The following is a 19,866-nucleotide window of genomic DNA, read 5'->3' as shown; positions in this document are numbered from 1 at the left end:
AAGTCGAAACTGCCAATCTCCCTCCTTGCGGGGGAGATGGCCGGCAGGCCAGAGGGGGGTGCTGTCCCGCCGACATCTGGCGGTCGAGCGCTCAGCCGGGGGCCCGCTGCCTACGGCAGCCCCCCGGTTCGAGCCCTTTGAAAGGTCCACCGGATCTTTCAATTCGCCTGCGGCGAACCGGGCTCTCACCCCAACAGCGTCCGCTGCCTCTTGCTCCCGCCCAGCTTGCGCCAGTTGTTGAACCGATGCGTGGCGGCCGCAAAGGAGATTTTCATTTGCTGGGCGACCGAATAGCGCGACTTGCCTTCGTCGAACATGCGGTAGCAGCACTCGACGCCTTCCTCGGTCAGTTTGCCGTCAGGCGCCTTGTTGTGCGGATTGGCGGGGTCGAATTTCTCGATCTGCTGCTCGACCAGGCCTTTCAGGCGATGCAGATCGGCCTCGATGCTGGCGATGAGATCGAGAACGGGCTTGGGATCATAGGGATGCGGAGGCTGTTTTGCCGTCATCTGCCGGCTCCTTGTTCTTGGCTTGGCTCACCCATATAGGTAAACATTCACTGATAATGAAGGCCTTGGTACGCGCGCGGGCTTCAACAATTCTTGACCGCACGCAATTGACCGAAGGCATCTCAAACCATAGTTTAGAACTATTCTAAACTAGGGTGAATTCCTCATGCTTTCCCGCGTCTTCGGCTTCGGCCGCCGTCCCTTCGAATCGCTTACCGAACAGGAGATCCTGGCTCTGGCCATTTCGTCCGAGGAGGATGACGGACGCATCTATCGCGCCTACGCCGATGGTCTGACGGAGAACTTCCCGCAATCGGCAAAAGTGTTCGAGGAGATGGCCGAGGAGGAGGACGGCCATCGCGACGCGCTGATCGAGCTTTTCCGCGAGCGGTTCGGAGAGCGCATTCCGCTGATCCGGCGCGAACATGTGAAGGGTTATTACGAGCGCAAGCCCGACTGGCTGGTCCGGCCGCTTGGCATCGAGCACGTGCGCAGCCAGGCCGAAGCGATGGAGCGGCAGGCCTATCTGTTCTATGTCGAGGCGGCCAAGCGCACCACGGATGCCTCGACCCGGAAACTGCTCGACGATCTGGCGTTGGCGGAACAGGGTCATGAGACGCTGGCGCAGCGCCTGGAGCAGAAGCACGTGCCGGGTGAAGTGAAGGACGAAGAGGCCGCCGCCGAGCAGCGCCAGTTCATCCTCACCTATGTGCAGCCAGGGCTTGCCGGGCTGATGGACGGGTCTGTGTCGACGCTGGCGCCGATCTTCGCCGCCGCCTTCGCCACGCATGACACATGGCAGACCTTTCTGGTCGGGCTTGCCGCCTCGATCGGCGCCGGCATTTCGATGGGCTTCACCGAAGTGGCTTCCGACGACGGCAAACTATCGGGCCGTGGTTCGCCGATAAAACGCGGCATCACCACCGGCGTCATGACGTCGGCGGGTGGCCTTGGCCATGCATTGCCCTATCTCATCCCGCATTTCTGGACGGCGACAGGTGTCGCGGCAGTCGTGGTGTTCTTCGAACTGTGGGCGATTGCCTTCGTCCAGAACCGCTACATGCAGACGCCCTTCCTGCGTGCCGCCTTCCAGGTGGTGCTGGGCGGCGCCCTGGTGTTCGCGGCGGGTGTGCTGATCGGGAATGCCTAGTGTTCTTTCCTTGTCCCACAGGGGGAAAAGGAAGAACCACTCACCCATTCACCGCCCGACTGTCCGCCGGCGCCTCGTCCCTCTCTGTCAGTCCATAGTCGCGCACCACATGCGCGATGCGCAGACGATAGCCGGCAAAGATACCGCCGCGGCCGGCCTTCTGCGCCTGCCGGTGTTCCTCGGTGTTGCGCCAGGCCTCCACCGCCTTCTCATCGCGCCAGAACGACAAGGACAGGATGCGGTTCGGGTCGACCAGGCTCTGGAAGCGCTCGATGGAGAGAAAGCCGTCGATGCCGTCGAGCAGCGGCCGCAAGTCGGCGGCGATGCTCAGATACGCATCGCGCCTGCCTGCCGCCGGCTCGACCTCGAAGATGACGGCAATCACGGCAGCACCAGTTTCGCGTGCGGTCCCGAGACGTGTTTCAGGAACATGCGGTCCTCCTTCAGGATGAATCTTTCGCGCTTGGCGAACTCATAGTTTGCCTTGCCGGCGGGATCGGCGGCAAGCCGGGCGCGGTAGGCTTCGTAGGCCGCCAGGCTGTCGATGTTGTAAGCGGCATAGGCGGTCGTGGCCGAGCCCTCATGCGGCGCGAAATAGCCGATCAAATCGGCGCCGCAGCGCGGAATGGCCTGGCCCCAGTTGCGCGCATACTCCTCGAAGGCGGCTTTGCCGAACGGGTCGATCTCGTAGCGGATGAAACAGGTGATGGTCATGGTGGTCTCCTTGGGTTTTCGCATCGATAGTTCGAGCAGCGTCGATACATTGTGCCGCCTGGTCTGCTAGGCAATCGTGGTGACGGTCACGCTTGCCAGAAGGATTTCGCGCATTCGCGGCGCACGTCTTGCGGCGTCAGGCCAAGGTCGCGCAGCAAATGGTCGTCGATCTCGGCAAGGTCGAGACGTTGCAAATGGCGGTCATACCAGCGGGCCAGCAGCCGCGAACGCAGCCAGGTAACGAACGGGAACGATTGACGGCCGGGGAGCGGTGCCGAGGGGAAAGCGGTTCGCGCGGTCATCGTCGTCTCCTTGATCTGCCCGGAGAATAGTGGTTATCTGACAAGAATGCTTCGACGGAGAACGAACTATGCGTGAAGGACCCGACATAGCCCGCATCGCCAGTCTGGTCGGCGATCCAGCACGGGCAAACATGCTGAATGCCCTGATGGGCGGCACGGCGCTGACGGCGAGCGAACTGGCGCTCGAGGCCGGTGTGTCACTGCCGACCGCCAGCTCGCATCTGGGCAAGCTGATGGAAGGCGGGCTGCTCACGGTGGCGAGCCAAGGTCGGCATCGCTATTACGGTCTCGCCGGACCGCAGGTGGCGGGCATGATCGAAGCCATCACCGGCGTCGCGGAAGCCGTTGGCCCAAAGCGCGTGCGACCGGGTCCCCGCGACGGAGCGATGCGGGTGGCGCGCGTCTGCTACGATCACCTCGCCGGCGAGCAGGCGGTGGCGATGCTCGATCGCCTTGTCGCAAAAAACGTCCTGGTCCGCGACGACAAGGAAATCAGGCTCGGGCCGGCGGCCGCATCGCATTTCGCCGCTATCGGCATCGATGTCTACACCAAGCCGCGCCGGCCGGTGTGCCGCGCCTGCCTCGACTGGAGCGTGCGCCGCTCGCACCTCGCCGGCACGCTGGGCGCCGCCATCCTCGACAAGATCTTTTCGGAAAAATGGGCGCGCCGCGAAAAGGACAGCCGCGCGGTCATTTTCTCGCCCGCGGGCAAGCAGGCTTTCGAGAAGGTGTTTCTAGCCTGAGCGGGCGAAGTCCTAGCCCCGCTTCAGCACCTTGCCCTGCTTGAAGAAATCTGCCCACGGATCGGCTTGCGCCAGCTGCTTCATCGTCGTCTTGTCGCCGATCGGGAAAGCGTTCGGCGCCAGCCCGGCCTCGATCTCGGCCCAGGTCACCGGCATCGACACGGTGGCGCCCCTCTTGGCGCGTGACGAATAAGGCGCGACCGTCGTCGAGCCCCTGCCATTGCGCAGATAGTCGACGAAGATCTTTCCCGTGCGCGCCTTCTTCGACAGCGTCGCCGTGTAGCGGTCGGGGGCACCCTGTTCGAGCGCGCGAGCAAAATCATGGGCGAACGGTTTAACCGCCTCCCAATCCGCCGACGGCTTCAGCGGCACCAGCACGTGGTAGCCCTTGCCGCCGGATGTCTTGACGAAATTCGGCAGCGACAGCTCGTCGAGCTTGCCTCTGATATCGAGTGCCGCCTCGCGCACCGCCTTCACGTCGACGCCTTCATCGGGATCGAGATCGAAGATGATCTGGTCCGGCTGCTCCAGTCTGTCGACGGTGCAGCCCCAGATGTGGATCTCGACCACGCCGTACTGGACCAGCGCCGCAACGCCGTCGAAATCCCGGATGAACAGTATCTCCTCGCCGTCGGTCGGGTCCTTCATGCGGGCGATCTTGTCGCTCATGCCGGCCGAGGCGTGCTTCTGGAAGAAGCGCTGGCCGCCGATGCCGTCCGGCGCCCGCACCAGGCTGAGCGGCCGGTTGACGATGAATTGCTCCATGCGCGGCCATACCTGCGCGTAGTGGTCGAGCAGCCCTTGCTTGGATATTTTTTCGTCCGGCCACAGCAGCTTGTCGGGATGCGAGAGTTTGACCGTGGTGGTCATCGACCCGGCGGGTTTGGCGGCACTGCCGGCCGGCGGCTTGGCCTTGGCTGGGCCTTTGCCCGTCGCCGCCTTCGGCTTTTCCTGCACGACTTCCTCCGCCGGCTTGTCCTCGCGCAATCCCTGGAACGAGGCGTGGCGTATTATACGGTCGGACGTCCAGCTGCGAAACTCCACTTCGCCGACAAGTTCCGGCTTCACCCAGACCAGTCCCTTGCCCTTCGGCACGGCTGCGGCGAAGGGCGATGATTTTGCCGTCAGCGCATCGAGCTTTGCCTTCAAGTCGGTGGCGCCCTTGCCGGAGAAGCCGGTGCCTACACGTCCGGCATAATGCAGTTTGCCACCCTCGTGGAAGCCGACGAGGATCGAGCGCAACCCCCGCCCGGTCTTGTCCGACGGTAGATAACCGCCGATGACGAATTCCTGCCGCGCCGTGCATTTCGACTTCACCCAGGTGGGGCCGCGCCCGCTGCGATACGGCGCATCGGCGCGCTTGGAGACGACGCCTTCCAGCCCCATGCGGCAGACATGCTCCAGCATGATCTTGCCGGGTTCGGCGAAATGGTCGCTGAAACGCACCGCCGGATTCTCGGATTGCTTGCCGAGCAGCTCCTGCAGGGCCTGCTTGCGCTCGACCAGAGGTGCCCGGCGCAAATCCTCGCCATCGAGGCGCATCATGTCGAAGACATAGTAGAGGAAGCGGTCCGTCCGCTTCGCTGAGAGATCGGCCTGCAGCAGCGCGAAGGAAGACACGCCGTTATCGGCCAGCACGACGACCTCGCCATCGATGATGGCGTCGCTGCATTTCAGCCCGGCGAGTTCCGCGACGATCTCCCCGCCGAACTTCTCCGTCCAGTCGAGACCGGTGCGGGTCAGCAGCCGCACCTCCGTGCCGGCGATTTGCGCCTGCATGCGATAACCGTCGAACTTCACCTCGTGCAGCCAGTCCTTGCCCGGCGGTGCTTCCCGCTCCAGCGTGGCGAACTGCGGCTCGATAAAATCGAGTTTCGTGCTCCCGGCCTTCGCCTTGCCGGCGGCCGGCTTGTTGGAATGCCAGACCTTTGGCTTCTGGCCCTTGGCGGTCTTGCCTTCGCCGACCTCTTCGATCGTCAGGCCCGACTTCACCGATTCCGGCGCTTCCGTCAGAATGTCCTCGCCGGGACGCGCGGCGGCATCGTCCGACTTGATCAGCAGCCAGTTGTCGCGCTTTTCACCCGCGCGCGGCTTCAGCCGCACCAGATGCCAAAGGCCGTGCAGTTTGTGCCCCTTGAGCTCGAAGCTGATATGGCCCTTCTTCATCGCCTTGGCCGGATCGATCTCGGGTGTCCAGGTGCCTTCGTCCCAGACGATCACCGAACCACCGCCATATTCGCCCTTGGGGATTGTGCCTTCGAACGGTGCATAGTCGATCGGATGATCCTCGACATGCACCGCCAGCCGCTTCTCATGCGGGTCGAGGCTCGGGCCGCGCGTCACCGCCCAGCTCCACAGCACGCCGTCATGCTCGAGGCGCAAATCGTAGTGCAGCCGCGTCGCGGCGTGCTTGTGGATGACGAAGATGCCGCCGGCCTTGGCTTTGGTGTCGCGAGAAACCTTGCCGGCCGGCTCGGCGGTCTTCCTGAAATCGCGCTTGGAATGATACTGTTCGAGGCTGGCCATCGCTTCGTGTCCTCAGGCCGATTTGCGCTTGGGCGCACCGGCTTTCGGCTTGGCGCGTTTAGCCTTCGCCGAAGCCTTCGTCGCGTCGCCATCCGACGACAGGCTCTTCTTCAGCGCGTCGAACAGATTGACGACATTGGAGGGTTTGGGCGCCGCTTTGGCGTTGGGCGCCTTTCTGCCCGCCTTCTTGGCGCGGACCAGCTCGAGCAGCGCGTTCTCGTATTCGTCCTCGAATTCCGCTGGATCGAACTTCGCTTTCTTCTTGTCGATGATCAGCTCGGCCAGCTCGGTCATCTCCGGATCGGTCTTCACCGCCTTGACGTCGCCGAACACCGTGTCGGGCTCGCGCACCGTTGTGTCGTAGCGCAGCGTCGTCAGCACCATGCCCATGTCGAGCGGTTCGATCACCACGGGGCGCTCGCGTTGATAGAGCACGATGCGCGCCAGTCCGGCCATCTTCTTGCCCGCCATGGCATCGCGGATGACGGCGAACGCCTCTTCCGACACCTTGTCGGCCGGCGTGACATAGTAGGGCGTGTCGAGATAGATCTGCTGGATCGAGGCTTTGTCGACGAACCCGTCGAGAGCCAGCGTATGCGATGCTTCGATCCGCACAGCCTCGATTTCGTCCTCCTCGATTTGAAGGAATTCGCCGTCGTCGACCTCATAGCCCTTGATCTCGTCGCCGTCACCGAGCGGCTTGCCGGTTTCGGAATCGACATAGATGCGCTTCACCGTGTTGCCGGTCTTGCGGTTCAGCACCCGAAACGAGACCTTCTCGGCGTGGCTGACGGCATTGGTCAGCTCGACGGCACAGGTGACCAGCGACAGCTTCAGATAGCCCTTCCAGGCTGGACGCGGCGCCATGACTTTTCCCTTCCACGACCCGATAAGGGTGAGAACGGACAGAGCCCGCTCCAGTTCCGCCATCGCGCGACGAATGGAGGTCCAGGTCGGTTTGCGGCGCCGAGGCGCCAAGCACGGAAATTTCACGGGCGCGGCAAAAGTTGAAACAGAACCGCGCGCGGGCGACATTCAAACGAAACATATGTGATGCAAAAGTCACATTGGCCGGAATGCCGACCAACTGCACGGAAAGACCCCGAATCAGCCGCATTCCAGCCACGAAGCAAGGCATTTTTGACCAGATATTAACATCACGTTCACCGACTATTCACGCCTCGACGCTATGATGACCGCAATTCGGAAGGGACATCCGAAAATCGGGACAGGGACCAGGTAAATGAACTTCATCGCGCACCTCATCGGCTATGCCGCCGCCATCCGCGAATTCGTTGCGCCGACATATCGGCCCGAGCGCTATTACATGCGCGGCCCCGGCCCGGCCTGCGCCCGTCGCGGCAACTCGCTGGGCGCGCACTGATCATGGCTTTCGAAAATCGCCACGACAGCCGGATTTGCAGGCCCGCCACCTCTACCCGCGCCACCACCTATCGCGCCGAGCGTCCCGCTGTCGTCGACGGGCGACATGCGACATCGCCACGGCTTTTGGTGCCATTGCTGGCTGGCTTAGTATCATAGGACAGCCGAGGCCGGCGTGACCGACCGTCCCACGTCGGATCGTCCCTCCGAAATATCCAGCGACGCACGCCATCCTCATCGTTTTCGATGGCGTCTGCGTTCTGTGCTCCGGTCGTGGGCATGGTGTTCAGTTTCCCATCCGCTCATCGGATTGATCGTGCGCTATCGCGGCTGGCTCGTGCCGTCCGACCCGCATGGTTCCAGCACGATGGAGGCGCCAGTCGCCCTGCCCAGTTCACGGCAGCCCTGAACCGTGCACAGCGTCCAGCCGTCGCCGGTGGCACCCGAGGCAGCGAGCACGACGCGCCGCTGCGGACCGACATCAGGCGTATAAATCCACCAGCCGTCTTTCAGCACCGCGCCTTCCGGAGGTTCCATGCCGGCGCCAGAACCTTCGATCCGCGCCTCGACCACCTGCAGGCCGGAAGGCGTCAGCTTCCAGTCCTCCTGCCAGCGCGTCCGTTCCACCGAATGGGTCCAGGACAGCGTGAAGGCGGCAACCGAGAGCGTCACCGTCTTGCCGGCGGCCAGGATGCACAGGCTCATGCGGAGATCGACGCCTGCCGCGCCCGCCAGCAATGCCAGCCGATCCAGGCAAGCGACAGCGCCCAGCCGGCCTCGTCGGTGAGCGGTACCGCGGCGACCAGCAGCACGCCGGCGGCGAAGGCCAGCAGGCGCTCCCACCACGCCATGCGCCTGACGAGGAAGCCGACGGCGGCGGCACCCCACAGCATTATGCCCATGCACGCCTTGGCGACGATGTAGGCGACCTCGACCGGATAGCCGAACTGGGCGGCGATCGGCCCGGCATCCTGCAGCATCAGCGCCGGCGTGTAGACCGCCATGAACGGCACGACGAAGCCGGCAATGGCAAGCTTGGTCGCCTGGATGCCGATCTTGAGGCCACTTTCCTTGGCCATCGGTGCCGCGGCAAACGCGGCCAGCGCCACCGGCGGCGTCAGGTCGGCCATGATGCCGAAATAGAAGACGAACATGTGGCTGACCAGCAGCGGCACGCCAAGCGACAAAAGCGCCGGCCCGGCCAGCGACGAGGTGATGATGTAGTTGGGAATGGTCGGGATGCCCATGCCGAGCACCAGGCAAGTGACCATGGTCAGCACCAGCGACAGGAAAAGATTGTCCTCGCCAATCGAGATGATCCAGCCGATGAAGGTCGAGGCGATGCCGGTCAGCGTCAGCGTGCCGATGACGATGCCGACGATGGCGCAGGCGATGCCGACCGGCAGTGCGTTCTTGGCGCCTTCGGCGAGCGAATCGACGCAGATCCGCAGCGTTTCGCGGCCGCCCCTAGAGGTGAAGCAGGCGACGACCAGCGCGGCGATGACGAGGCCGAGGAGGTTGACGCCGAATTTCATGAACGAAGCCGCCGCAAGCCCGAGGGCCAACCAGAACACGATGCGGAAGGCGAGCGGCCCGATCGCCGCGGCCAGCGGCGTGCCGAGGATGAGCACGATGGTCAGCGCCAGGCCCATCGTGCCGGCGAAGATCGGCGTATAGCCGGCGAACAAAAGATAGATGAGGGCTGCGAGCGGCAGCACCAGCGGCCAGTGTTGTTTCACCGCGTCCCACGGGTTGGGCAGGTCCGCCTTCGCCATGCCGTGCAGGCCGGCCTTGCCGGCTTCCAGATGCACCTGCCAGAAGCAGGCGCCGAAATAGAGCAACGCCGGGATGATCGCCGCCTTGACCACTTCGGCATAGGGCACGTTCAGCGTTTCGGCCATGATGAAGGCGACCGCGCCCATCACCGGTGGCATGATCTGGCCGCCCATCGAGGAGGTCGCCTCGACGGCGCCGGCGAAAGCCGAGCGGAAGCCGAAGCGCTTCATCAGCGGGATGGTGAACTGGCCGCTGGCCACCACGTTGGCGACGCCCGATCCGGAAATGGTGCCCATCAGCGCCGACGACAGCACGCAGACCTGCGCCGGGCCGCCGCGCCATGTGCCGACAAGACCTAGCGCGAAATCGTTGAACAATGCGATCATGCCGGCGCGTTCGAGAAAGGCGGCGAAGACGACGAAGATGAAGATGTAGGCGGCCGAAACATAGATCGGCGTGCCGTAGATGCCTTCGGTGCCATAGGCGAAGGTGTCGACGAGCTGGGCGAAATCATAGCCACGATGGGTCAGTGGCGGCGGCAGATGATTGCCGACGAAGCAGTAGGCGAGGAAGATGAAGGCGATGACCGCCAGCGGTAGCCCCATCAGCCGCCTCGCGGCCTCGAAGACCAGCACCACCAGCACGGCGCCGACGATAAGGTCCGGCGTGGTCAGGAAGCCGGAGCGGCGGATGAGGTCGATATAGAACACCCAATTGTACAGGCCGGTGCCAAAGCCGAGCGCGCCGAGCGTCCAGAACGCGGCCTTCGCCGGCACGCTGGTGGCGCGCAGATTGGCGATCAGGCCGAAGCCGAGCAGCAGCAGGAAGCCGACATGCATGGCCCGCACCACCTGGCTCGGAATGCTGCCATAGGCGGCGACGTAAATCTGGAACACGGAAAAGGCGACGGCGATGAGAAAGGCGGCCTTACCGGCGAGCCCTTCGCCGAAGCCCGGCGGCAGGCCTTCTACCTGCTCTTCGGCGGGCGCAAGCACGGTCGGGGTTTTCGGATGGACGTCAGTCATTGGCGGGTTCCTGGCGGTGCTTTCCCTCCCCCTCGAGGGCAGGGCCGAGCGAAGCGAGGCGGGCGGGGTCATTGCGGCAGTGCGCGGCATGGCCCGGCCCCCCCCCCCCCCCCCCCCCCGGGGGGCGGGCCCCCCCCCCCGGGCGGGGTCATTGCGGCAGTGCGCGGCCTGGACCGACCCCACCCGTCCACCCGCCTTCGGCGGCTGTCCACCCTCCCCTCAAGGGGAGGGAAAGGCGCTTACTTCAGCAGCCCCTTCTCCTTGTAATACCGCTCAGCCCCCGGATGCAGCGGCACCGGCATGCCGTCGAGCGCCTTGGCCGGGTCGATCGCCTTGGCGGCCGCATGCGCCGCGGCAAGCTGGTCGAGATGCTCGAACAGGAGCTTGGTCATCTGATAGGCGGTTTCATCGGAGACATCGGCGCGGGTGATGAGGAAATTGCCGACGGCGGCGGTGGCGACATCCTCGCTCTGGCCCTCATAGGTGCCCTTGGGAATGACCACCGAAAGATAGGGCGCACCGATCTTGGCGACGTCCTGCTCTGGCACGGCAACGACGTTGATCGGCACGGAGGTGGCGAGGTCGCGGATCGAGGCGACGCCGAGCCCGGCCGATTGCAGCGTGGCGTCGAGCTGGCGGTTCTTGATCAGCTCGACCGATTCGGCGAAGGGCAGATATTCGACGCGGCCGAGATCCTCGTATTTCAGCCCGGCGGCGGCGAAGATGGCGCGCGCGTTGAGCTCGGTGCCGGAGGCTGGCGCGCCGACCGACAGGCTCTTGCCCTTGAGATCGGCCAGCGTCTTGATGCCGGATTCCTTGCTGGCGACGATCTGGATGTAGTTGGGATAGATGGCGGCGATGCCGCGCAGTTTGTCGAGCTTGCCTGGATATCCGGCCTCGGTGTTGCCCTCGGCGGCCAGCTTGACGGAATCGCCGAGCGCAAAGGCGATCTCGCCCTTGCCCTGCTGCAGCAGATTGAGATTTTCGACCGAAGCCTTGGTCGCCTGCACCTGGGTGCGCGCGCCTTCGATGCCCTTGCCGTAGATTTCAGACAATGCGACGCCGAGCGGATAATAGACACCGGACGTGCCGCCGGTCAGCACGTTGATGAATTCCTGTGCCTTGGCTGAGACAGCGCCCAGGCCAAGCGAGAGCGCCACGGCGCCGGCCGCAACGAATTTCGTTCTGAAATGGAACATCGGATCTCCTCCCTGAAAATATCGACGACCGCACCGCCTCCCAGGTGCGAACCGGAGCGAGTTTAGACAGCGAGCCGCAAATGCCAACCCGCAATTGTGCTCGTTGGACGAACGGTTGAGGGATCGGGAAACAGATGGCGGCTTGCGCAAAAAGCCAGCGCAGCCGAAAGTTTTTTTGAGCTGCCTGTCGAAATCGCGCGCTGCCGCGCGACATACGTCCGGCTCGCAACGAAGCGGCCTTCGAAACAACGGGAGAAGACCATGCGATACATGATTTTGATCAATAACGACGAAGCCGCATTGGCGAACACGCCGATCGAGAAGGCCCAGCAGATGAGCGCGGCCTATGGCGCCTATACCGAAGCGTTGAAGAAATCCGGTGCGTGGCTGGCTGGCGAAAGGCTGCGCCCGACCCAGGCAACCACCTCGGTGCGGATCGCTGACGGCAAGACCAACGTGATTGACGGCCCCTATGCCGACACCAAGGAGCAGCTTGCCGGCTTCTACATGATCGAGGCGGCCGACATCGATACAGCCATCGAATGGGCGGCACGCTGTCCGGCGGCCAGCACCGGCACGGTCGAGTTGCGGCCGATCTGGGAAATGGCCGACTACATGCCCAAGAAATGACGAGGTGATGGACAGTCGCCCGGAGATCGCCTGGGCGGCGGCGGAAACCGCCGCCCGGCAAAGCTACGGCAAGCTGGTCGCCTGGCTCGCGGCGCGCACGCGTGACGTGGCCGCCGCCGAGGACGCGCTGGCTGACGCCTTTGCCGCGGCGCTCGAACGCTGGCCACGAACCGGCGTGCCCGAAAAGCCGGAAGCTTGGCTGCTGGCGGTGGCAAGGCGGCGCCGCGTCGATGCGGTGCGGCGGCGGCTGACCAGCGAGGCCGGCCGCGAGCATCTCAAGCTGATTGCCGAGGAGATGGAGGCGCGCATGACCGACGAAGACCTTCCCGACGAACGGCTGCGGCTGATGTTCGCCTGCGCCCATCCGGCAATCGAGCCCGGCATTCGTTCGCCGCTGATCCTGCAGACCGTGCTCGGGTTCGACGCGGCAACGATCGCCTCCGCCTTCCTGGTGTCACCGGCAACGATGGGCCAGCGCCTGGTGCGCGCCAAGAACCGCATCCGTGAAACCGGCATTCCGTTCCGCGTTCCAGACCGGACCGAACTCGGCGAAAGGCTGGATGCGGTGCTGGAAGCGATCTACGCCGCCTTTGCAGAAGGCTGGTCCGATCCCGCGGGCACCGAAACGCGGCGCCGCAATCTGGCCAGCGAAGGCATCTGGCTCGGCCGCCTGATGGCTTCGCTGATGCCGGAAGAGCCCGAGGCGCTGGGCCTGCTGTCGCTGATGCTGTTCGCCGAGGCGCGGCGCGCGGCACGGCGCGATGCGGCCGGAGATTATGTTCCGCTGGCCGAGCAGGATCATACGCTGTGGGATGGCGCTTTGGTCGACGAAGCGGAATCCCTGCTCCGCCGCGCCGCCACCATGGGCGTCATCGGCCGCTACCAGCTTGAGGCGGCGGTTCAGTCCGCACATGCGGCACGACGGCTGACCGGCCGCACCGACTGGGTGGCGGTACGCGAGCTCTACGACGCGCTGCTCTCGATCGCGGGATCACCGGTGGTGGCGATCAACCGCGCGGTGGCGATCGCCGAGGCCGAGGGTGCCGTGGCTGGACTGGCGGCCCTCTACGTGCTGGGCGACGACAAGCGGCTAGATGAGTATCAGCCCTATTGGGCAGCCCGCGCCGGTCTCCTGGCCAGGCTCGGCCAGGCACCGCAGGCATGCGAAGCCTATGACAGGGCGATCGGCCTCGAGCGCGACCCAGCGGTGCGCCGGTTCCTGCAGGGCAAAAGGGCGGTGCTGCGAAATTGAGCCTCGCCAAGGCGGCGCTTTGCCGTCCGTTCAGCCTGGCCACATCTCATGCGATGTGTTGAGCGTCTTCATCAGGGGATGCTCGCGCAGCTTCGACCACAGACGCTCGATATCAGGCCAGGTCGCCCGCGCCCTTTCGGCGTCGGGATGCCAGGCCACCAGCATGGCGAGGTAGATGTCCGCGAGCGACATTCGGTCGCCGACCAGCCAGTCACGGCCTTCGAGAGAGGCATCGAGGACGGCGAAGCCGCGGTCCATCTCGGCGACGGCTGCCTGCTTGACCGCGTTGGTGCCTTCGGCATCGGTCGTGTAACGATGCGCGTAGTAAAGCCGTAGGATCGCCGGATAGAGCACTGATGACATGAAGGCCATCCAGCGGAGGAAGTCGGCGCGGGCAGGCGCGTCGGCCGCCGGCGCCAGGCTGGCATTGGGATGACGCTCGGCAAGCAGGATGCAGATCGCCGCCGATTCGGTCATCGAGCTTCCGTCCGGCAACGTCAGCACCGGCACTTGGTTCAAGGGGCTGATGTCGAGGAAGGCCGGATCGGGCCGGTCCGTCTTCGGCACGTCGATCTGCTCGAACGGCGCGTTCGCCAGCGCCAGCGCCGCCTCGACGACGAAGCCGCCGCTGCCCGGACGAGTGTAGAGCTTGTGCATGAAATCCTCCCGGGCCGCGAAAGGCGGACCGGTGGGATATGAACCGGAAGCAGGGTGCTGCTCAAGCCGGTGGCTGGCGCCACGAGGGACTTTTTTCAGCGGGCCAGCCTAGTCGCGAAGAAGCGTAGGACTACGAGCCCAGCCCCTCGAACAGGATGGTCGACAGATAACGCTCGGCGAAGGACGGGATGACCACGACCAGGTTCTTGCCCTTGTTCTCCGGCCGCGAGCCGACGACGATGGCCGCCTGCAGGGCGGCGCCCGACGAGATGCCGACCGGTACGCCTTCGAGTCGGGCGACGAGGCGGGCATTTGCGACCGAATCCTCGTTCGACACCGTGACGATCTCGTCATAGATCGTCGTGTCGAGGATTTTGGGCGCAAAGCCGGCGCCGATGCCCTGGATCTTGTGGGGGCCGGGCTGGCCACCCGACAGAACCGGTGAGGAGTCCGGCTCGACCGCGACGACATGCACCGAGGGCTTGCGCTTCTTCAGCACCTGGCCGACGCCGGTGATGGTGCCGCCGGTACCGATGCCGGCGACGAAGATATCGACCTCGCCATGCGTGTCGTTCCAGATTTCCTCGGCCGTCGTCGTGCGATGGATTTCCGGATTGGCGGGGTTCTCGAACTGCTGCGGGATGATCGCGTTGGGGATCGTCGCGGCCAGTTCATCGGCCTTGGCGATGGCGCCCTTCATGCCTTTCGGGCCCTCGGTCAGCACCAGCTCGGCGCCAAGCAGCGCCAGCATTTTCCGGCGCTCGATCGACATCGTTTCCGGCATCGTCAGGATCAGTTTGTAGCCCTTGGCGGCGGCGGCGAAGGCAAGCGCTATGCCGGTGTTGCCCGACGTCGGTTCGATCAGCGTGGTTTTGCCGGGAGAAATCTTGCCGGCTGCCTCCAGCGCCTCGATCATCGCCACGCCGATGCGGTCCTTGACCGAGGAGATCGGATTGAAGAATTCGAGCTTGGCGATCAGATTGGCGACGATGCCCTTTTCCCGAGCGAACTTGTCGAGCCGCACCAGGGGCGTGTCGCCGATCGTATCGGTGATGGAATCGTAGACACGGCCGCGACCGGGTAAACGGGCAGAGGTGACGGGCTTGTTCATTGGTTTCGCTCCCAGAATTTCAGGCAAGTGGAGAATTTCAGGCAAATGGAATTCAAGCCGGCAAGATAGGGCCTTCGGCCGCGCAAGATAGACTGTCGGCTGAAAATATCCGAGTGGGACCTGTGTCGAAAACGTCGCGCCCCCGGAAAAGCATTTCGCGAAAAGGCCTGTTTACGAAATACTTTGGCCGAAAAGCCCTCTATTGCCGGGCGGCAATCGCCGCGGCGGCGCCGACCATGAAGCCGGCGGCGGTGCGGTTCAGCGCCTTGAGCGCGCGCGGCGACTTCAGGAACCAGCGCGCCTTGGCCGCCAGCGCCAGATACGGCACCAGCACCACCAGAAGCACGACGACCGTCAGCGCGACAAGAATGCCGTAATCGGTCAGTGTGATGGTCTTCAGGTCGACGATGGTCGGCGTGATCGCGAGGTAGAAGACCATCGTCTTCGGATTGCTGAGCGTGACGGTCAGGCCGGCAAGGAAGCTCGACAGCAGCCCGCCCTTGCCCTTCTTCGCCTCGACGGTCTCGGGCGTGATGCCGCTGTTCCAGAAGCGCCAGCCGAGGAAGGCGAGGTAAGCGACACCGAGCCATTTGATGGCGAGAAAAACCATGCCGAAGGTCTGCGCGACGAAGGCGAGACCGAGCACCACGGCGGTCAGATAGGTGAGGTCGCCAGCCATCAGGCCAAAGGACATCGCCAGGGATGAGCGGAAGCCGGAGCCGAGCGCACGCGCGACGAGCGCGGCGACGCCGGGGCCAGGAATGGCGGCGGCGATGCCGAGAGCGGCACTGTAGGCGAGGAATCCGGTGAGGGTCATGGTTGTGGCCTTGCGCGCGACGCTGCTATCGCAGCCTCCTATCGCACAAAGTCCGCCAGACGTGAATTCCCTGCCCCCGAATTCGATTGCACCACGCCGGCATGCGAATTTGCGCTCAGGAGCGGCCGCCGTCATGGGTGACGCGCCAGATGGTGCCGTTGCCGTCCTCGGTCACGATCAGCGCGCCGTCCTTCGCCACCGCCACGCCGACCGGCCGACCCCAGACCTCGCCGTTGGAGACGACGAAGCCGGTGATGAAATCCTCGTATTCGCCGGTCGGCTTGCCGTCGCTGAACAGCAATCTCACCACCTTGTAGCCGGTCCTGTTGCCACGGTTCCATGAGCCGTGCAGAGCGACAAAGGCGTCACCCTTGTATTCGGACGGAAAGCTCTTCCCTTCGTAGAAGGCGATGTTGAGCGGCGCCGAATGTGCTTGCATCAGCACGTCGGGAATGGTCGCCTTGCCGGCAAGATCGGGGCGCGCGCCCTTGTGGCGCGGATCCTCGTTGTTGCCGATATAGTACCAGGGCCAGCCATAGAAGGCGCCCTCCTTGACCACGGTCGCATATTCGGGCGGCACATTGTCGCCGAGCGCATCGCGTTCGTTGACGACGCACCACAGCGCGCCGGTCGCCGGCTGCACGGCCATGCCCGAACAGTTGCGCAGGCCAGTGGCGACGATGCGACCGTTCTTGCCGTTGGGATCGAAAGCCAGCACAGCCGCGCGGCCATCCTCGGGACCCCAGGCAGCGCCGAGCGGCTGCGACTTCGCCCAGGCGTCGAGGCCGCCTTCCGGTTCGTTGCCCATATCCTGCGCGGCGTTCGAACCAGACCCGACCGATAGATAAAGCGTCTTGCCGTCCGGCGAGAAAGCGATATCGCGGGTCCAGTGATGACTTGAAGGGATGTCGTCGACGATGGCCTCCGGATCGCCTGATGCCTTCAGGTCGCCATTGCGATAGGCAAAGCGCACCACGCTGTCGCTGTTGGCGACATAGACCCATTGCGGGTCGTTGCCCGGAGGATAGAAGCCAATGCCATAGGGCTGGTTGAGATTGCCGGCAAAGATGCCTTTCTCAATGGGCTTGGCACTGCCGTCGGCGAGGCGGTAGACGCGGATCTGGTTGCCTTCGCTGTCGGCGACGAACAGGTCTCCGTTCGGCGCGACGCGCACGACGCGCGGATTGTCGATGCCCGACGCGATCAGCTCGGCCGAAAAGCCCGGCGGCAGTTTCGGCTTGGCGCCTGCCGGTCTTTCGGCGAGGCCGGCGCTGTTGGAGGCGGAATTGGTGACGTCGGGCTTTGGCAGATCGTTCGGCTTGATCAGGCGGCGCACACCCGGCCTGTCGGCACGCCAGTCGCCGAAGGCGGCGGCACCTTTCAATACGGGCTCCGCCTGCTGGGCGAATGCAGCGGCGGTGAGAAACACCGCGGCGGAGATGGCCAGCCCGGCCAATCGGATCATTCAATCCTCCAAACCCGGTCACACAATGAACGGCCGCAAAGGGGCAAACGAGCGGTTTCGTCTGTTGTTCCGCGGCACACGATCAGTTGAAGTGAAAGCGGAGGTTTTTTGCCTCAGGTCCCAGCGGCGTAGAAATCGTCATCGAGACGTTTTTCCAGTTCGACGAGATCGGCCGGCAGCGGCAGGCCCATGGCGCGCATTTCCCGCAGTTTTTCACGCAACTGCTCCTGGATCTCGTGCTGGTCTTCCGGCTGGTTGACCATCTCCTCGAGCAGCAGGCTGATCCGGGCTTTGAATTCTTCGAGCGCCATTCTTTTTCTCCTCGGAGGCCTTAGGTTTGGATCTAAGGTGCTGAGATTCAGGTCAGGCCGGCATCCCCGGAATATCAATACACCTAGCGCAGCATGCGGGATATCAGCTGCGCCGTATAGTCGACCATCGGCACGATGCGGGCATAGTTGAGCCGGGTCGGGCCGATGACGCCGAGCGCGCCGACGACGCGGGCGTCTTTGTCGCGATAGGGCGCGACCACCAGCGATGAGCCGGACAGCGAGAACAGCTTGTTTTCCGAGCCGATGAAGATGCGCACGCCCGATCCTTCCTCGGCGAGGTCGAGCAACTGGATCAACCCGTCCTGCGTCTCCATGTCCTCGAACAAGTGCCGCAACAGTTCGATATCGGCCTGGGCGGTGACGTTTTCGAGCAGATTGGCGCGGCCGCGCACGATCAGCCGTGCCGGCAGGCCGCTGTCGGCGCCGGCCCACACCGCCAGCCCCTTTTCGACCAGGTCTTGCGACAGCGTGTCGAGGGCGGCCCTGGTCTCTTCCTTGATGCGGGCGATCTCGATCCGCGCCTCGGCCAGCGTGCGGCCGCGGATATGGGCGTTGAGGAAGTTCGAGGCCTCGTGCAGCTGCGAGACGGTGACGCCGGCGGGCAGCTCGACGACGCGGTTTTCGACATCGCCATTCTGCGACACCAGCACCGCCAGCGCCTTGGTCGGCTCGAGCTGGATGAATTCGATGTGCTTCAGCGCCACTTCGTTCTTGGCGGCAAGCACCAAGCCGGCGCCGCGCGACATGCCCGACAGCATCTGGCTGGCCTCGGTCAGCATGTGTTCCAGCGTCGCGCCCGAGCCGGATGCCCGCACCTGCGCCTCGATGGCGCGGCGCTCCTCGTCGGAGAGATCGCCAAGCTCCATGAAGGCGTCGACGAAGAAACGCAGGCCGGCCTGCGTCGGCAACCGGCCGGCCGAGATGTGCGGCGCGTAGATCAGACCGAGATGCTCGAGGTCGCTCATCACGTTACGGATGGTGGCCGGCGACAGCGAGGACGGCAGGATGCGCGACAGGCTGCGTGATCCCACGGGTTCGCCGTCCTTGAGATAGGAATCGACGATGCGCCGGAAGATGTCGCGCGAGCGCATATCCAAAGATTGAAGCGCGGGCGACTGCGAACTCGGATCGACTGGCTTGGTCATTGCGGCCAAAAACCTCCGGCCCAAGGATATAGACTTCGCTACGGCCCGCGCAACCCGGTGTGCGCGCGTCAGATCACCCGGTGTCTGTGTCGGATCGTCGGGCCATTTTCCTTTGCGCCGTGCGTCCCATGCGGTTACAAGCCGGCCAAGATTCCGAAAATGATACAAGAAAGCAGCCTGAATGCGCCCTTCCAAACGCCAATTCGACGAAATGCGCGCCATCTCCTTCGAGCGCGGCGTCTCCAAGCATGCCGAAGGCTCGTGCCTGGTGAAGTTCGGCGACACGCATGTCCTGTGCACGGCCAGCCTCGAAGAGAAGGTGCCGGGCTGGATGCGCAATTCCGGCAAGGGCTGGGTGACGGCGGAATACGGCATGCTGCCGCGCTCGACCGGCGAGCGCATGCGCCGCGAGGCTTCCGCCGGCAAGCAGGGCGGCCGCACGCTGGAGATCCAGCGGCTCATCGGCCGCTCCTTGCGTGCCGTGGTCGATCTGCAGGCGCTGGGCGAGCAGCAGATCACCGTCGACTGCGACGTCATCCAGGCCGATGGCGGCACCCGCACCGCCTCGATCACCGGCGGCTGGGTGGCGCTGTATGACTGCCTGCGTTGGATGGAAGCCCGCCAGATGGCCAGCGTCGCCAAGGTGCTGAAGGACCATGTCGCGGCGATCTCCTGCGGCATCCATGACGGCCAGCCGGTCATCGACCTCGACTATATCGAGGACTCGTCGGCCGGCACCGACGCCAATTTCGTCATGACCGGCAAGGGTGGCATCGTCGAGATCCAGGGCACCGCCGAGGGCGAGCCTTTCTCCGAAGGGCAGTTCGCCGAATTGATGGGCCTGGCCAAGAAGGGCATCCAGCGCCTGGTCAGCCTGCAGCAGATGGCAGTGGCTTGAGGTTTCGAATGCCGAGCCAAGGCACCCCCCTCTGGCCTGCCGGCCATCTCCCCCGCAAGGGGGGAGATGGGCTGTGGTTGCGGGTTTCGCCAATCACCAACTTTGCAAGTCATGAGCCAGCGCTGATGCTTCCAATCTCCCCCCTTGCGCAGGGCTGTCCGGGGAAAGTTTTGAGTGAATCGAAATGCCGCATGTGCATGCCCCGTAAAACGGGGTTTGTCCGTCTTCTCTC

The 19,866-nt window shown here is 64.3% G+C and carries 21 protein-coding genes; 6 read left to right on the top strand and 15 right to left on the bottom strand.

Going from position 1 to position 19,866, the window contains the following annotated elements:
• Positions 1 to 185: 185 nt before the first annotated feature.
• Entirely contained in the window at positions 186 to 509 is a 324-nt protein-coding gene (locus NKG99_RS28415) for a hypothetical protein (RefSeq protein ID WP_352872401.1), read from the bottom strand.
• Between the two features lie 166 nt (positions 510 to 675).
• Between NKG99_RS28415 and mbfA the strand changes: the two genes are divergently transcribed.
• On the top strand, positions 676 to 1,659 hold the full coding sequence (gene mbfA / locus NKG99_RS28410) for an iron exporter MbfA (RefSeq protein WP_352872398.1): 984 nt from the start codon (positions 676 to 678) through the stop codon (positions 1,657 to 1,659).
• 40 nt (positions 1,660 to 1,699) lie between these two features.
• Here mbfA and NKG99_RS28405 read toward each other — a convergent pair whose 3' ends face one another.
• The 3 genes from NKG99_RS28405 to NKG99_RS28395 all read right to left on the bottom strand — a co-directional run bounded on the left by NKG99_RS28405 (position 1,700) and on the right by NKG99_RS28395 (position 2,675).
• On the bottom strand, positions 1,700 to 2,044 hold the full coding sequence (locus tag NKG99_RS28405) for an antibiotic biosynthesis monooxygenase family protein (protein WP_352872396.1): 345 nt from the start codon (positions 2,042 to 2,044) through the stop codon (positions 1,700 to 1,702).
• Positions 2,041 to 2,373: an NIPSNAP family protein gene (locus NKG99_RS28400; protein ID WP_352872395.1), complete on the bottom strand. Its 333-nt coding sequence runs from the start codon at positions 2,371 to 2,373 to the stop codon at positions 2,041 to 2,043. Before NKG99_RS28400 ends, NKG99_RS28405 begins: the two co-directional genes overlap by 4 nt.
• Positions 2,374 to 2,459: 86 nt before the next feature.
• Positions 2,460 to 2,675, bottom strand: coding sequence for a DUF1127 domain-containing protein (locus tag NKG99_RS28395; protein WP_352872394.1), 216 nt, complete (start codon positions 2,673 to 2,675; stop codon positions 2,460 to 2,462).
• Between the two features lie 68 nt (positions 2,676 to 2,743).
• On the opposite strand from NKG99_RS28395, the gene NKG99_RS28390 reads away from it, so the two are divergent.
• Positions 2,744 to 3,418: an ArsR/SmtB family transcription factor gene (locus NKG99_RS28390; protein ID WP_352872393.1), complete on the top strand. Its 675-nt coding sequence runs from the start codon at positions 2,744 to 2,746 to the stop codon at positions 3,416 to 3,418.
• A gap of 12 nt (positions 3,419 to 3,430) precedes the next feature.
• Here the strand turns inward: NKG99_RS28390 and ligD are convergent, their stop codons facing one another.
• Together ligD and ku are read right to left on the bottom strand one after the other, a co-directional pair.
• A complete protein-coding gene (ligD, locus tag NKG99_RS28385) occupies positions 3,431 to 5,944 on the bottom strand; it encodes a DNA ligase D (protein ID WP_352872392.1) in 2,514 nt (837 codons plus the stop codon).
• Between the two features lie 12 nt (positions 5,945 to 5,956).
• Positions 5,957 to 6,811: a non-homologous end joining protein Ku gene (ku, locus tag NKG99_RS28380; RefSeq protein ID WP_352872391.1), complete on the bottom strand. Its 855-nt coding sequence runs from the start codon at positions 6,809 to 6,811 to the stop codon at positions 5,957 to 5,959.
• A gap of 376 nt (positions 6,812 to 7,187) precedes the next feature.
• On the opposite strand from ku, the gene NKG99_RS28375 reads away from it, so the two are divergent.
• Positions 7,188 to 7,328, top strand: coding sequence for a hypothetical protein (locus tag NKG99_RS28375; protein ID WP_352872390.1), 141 nt, complete (start codon positions 7,188 to 7,190; stop codon positions 7,326 to 7,328).
• 320 nt (positions 7,329 to 7,648) lie between these two features.
• Here NKG99_RS28375 and NKG99_RS28370 read toward each other — a convergent pair whose 3' ends face one another.
• The 3 genes from NKG99_RS28370 to NKG99_RS28360 form a co-directional block, all read right to left on the bottom strand.
• Positions 7,649 to 8,032, bottom strand: a complete 384-nt coding sequence (locus NKG99_RS28370) for a DUF1850 domain-containing protein (protein ID WP_352872389.1) — start codon at positions 8,030 to 8,032, stop codon at positions 7,649 to 7,651.
• Complete coding sequence (locus NKG99_RS28365) at positions 8,029 to 10,128, bottom strand: TRAP transporter permease (protein ID WP_352872388.1); 2,100 nt, start codon at positions 10,126 to 10,128, stop codon at positions 8,029 to 8,031. The genes NKG99_RS28370 and NKG99_RS28365 overlap by 4 nt, the downstream gene beginning before the upstream one ends.
• Before the next feature lie 239 nt (positions 10,129 to 10,367).
• Complete coding sequence (locus tag NKG99_RS28360; RefSeq protein ID WP_352872386.1) at positions 10,368 to 11,327, bottom strand: TAXI family TRAP transporter solute-binding subunit; 960 nt, start codon at positions 11,325 to 11,327, stop codon at positions 10,368 to 10,370.
• Between the two features lie 261 nt (positions 11,328 to 11,588).
• On the opposite strand from NKG99_RS28360, the gene NKG99_RS28355 reads away from it, so the two are divergent.
• Positions 11,589 to 11,957, top strand: coding sequence for a YciI family protein (locus tag NKG99_RS28355; protein WP_352872385.1), 369 nt, complete (start codon positions 11,589 to 11,591; stop codon positions 11,955 to 11,957).
• A 7-nt stretch (positions 11,958 to 11,964) separates the two neighbouring features.
• The gene (locus NKG99_RS28350) at positions 11,965 to 13,209 is read left to right on the top strand and encodes an RNA polymerase sigma factor (RefSeq protein WP_352872384.1); all 1,245 of its coding nucleotides are present in this window, start codon (positions 11,965 to 11,967) and stop codon (positions 13,207 to 13,209) included.
• A 30-nt stretch (positions 13,210 to 13,239) separates the two neighbouring features.
• Here the strand turns inward: NKG99_RS28350 and NKG99_RS28345 are convergent, their stop codons facing one another.
• The 6 genes from NKG99_RS28345 to hrcA form a co-directional block, all read right to left on the bottom strand.
• A complete protein-coding gene (locus NKG99_RS28345) occupies positions 13,240 to 13,866 on the bottom strand; it encodes a glutathione S-transferase family protein (RefSeq protein WP_352872382.1) in 627 nt (208 codons plus the stop codon).
• A gap of 130 nt (positions 13,867 to 13,996) precedes the next feature.
• Positions 13,997 to 14,977, bottom strand: a complete 981-nt coding sequence (gene cysK, locus NKG99_RS28340) for a cysteine synthase A (RefSeq protein WP_352872381.1) — start codon at positions 14,975 to 14,977, stop codon at positions 13,997 to 13,999.
• A gap of 199 nt (positions 14,978 to 15,176) precedes the next feature.
• Positions 15,177 to 15,794, bottom strand: coding sequence for a LysE family translocator (locus tag NKG99_RS28335; protein WP_352872379.1), 618 nt, complete (start codon positions 15,792 to 15,794; stop codon positions 15,177 to 15,179).
• Positions 15,795 to 15,909: 115 nt separating this feature from the next.
• The gene (locus tag NKG99_RS28330; protein ID WP_352872378.1) at positions 15,910 to 17,259 is read right to left on the bottom strand and encodes a PQQ-dependent sugar dehydrogenase; all 1,350 of its coding nucleotides are present in this window, start codon (positions 17,257 to 17,259) and stop codon (positions 15,910 to 15,912) included.
• A 113-nt stretch (positions 17,260 to 17,372) separates the two neighbouring features.
• Complete coding sequence (locus tag NKG99_RS28325; protein WP_013528634.1) at positions 17,373 to 17,570, bottom strand: hypothetical protein; 198 nt, start codon at positions 17,568 to 17,570, stop codon at positions 17,373 to 17,375.
• Between the two features lie 83 nt (positions 17,571 to 17,653).
• On the bottom strand, positions 17,654 to 18,736 hold the full coding sequence (gene hrcA / locus NKG99_RS28320; RefSeq protein ID WP_352872376.1) for a heat-inducible transcriptional repressor HrcA: 1,083 nt from the start codon (positions 18,734 to 18,736) through the stop codon (positions 17,654 to 17,656).
• A gap of 181 nt (positions 18,737 to 18,917) precedes the next feature.
• Here hrcA and rph point away from each other — a divergent pair, with 181 nt between their 5' ends.
• The gene (rph, locus tag NKG99_RS28315) at positions 18,918 to 19,634 is read left to right on the top strand and encodes a ribonuclease PH (RefSeq protein WP_023762602.1); all 717 of its coding nucleotides are present in this window, start codon (positions 18,918 to 18,920) and stop codon (positions 19,632 to 19,634) included.
• Positions 19,635 to 19,866 lie beyond the last annotated feature (232 nt).

It is taken from the genome of Mesorhizobium sp. M1409 (assembly GCF_040317535.1).
Taxonomy (GTDB): Bacteria; Pseudomonadota; Alphaproteobacteria; order Rhizobiales; family Rhizobiaceae; genus Mesorhizobium.
The sequence above is the reverse complement of the archived record's forward strand: the minus strand, read 5'-3'. Positions and strand labels throughout refer to the sequence as shown.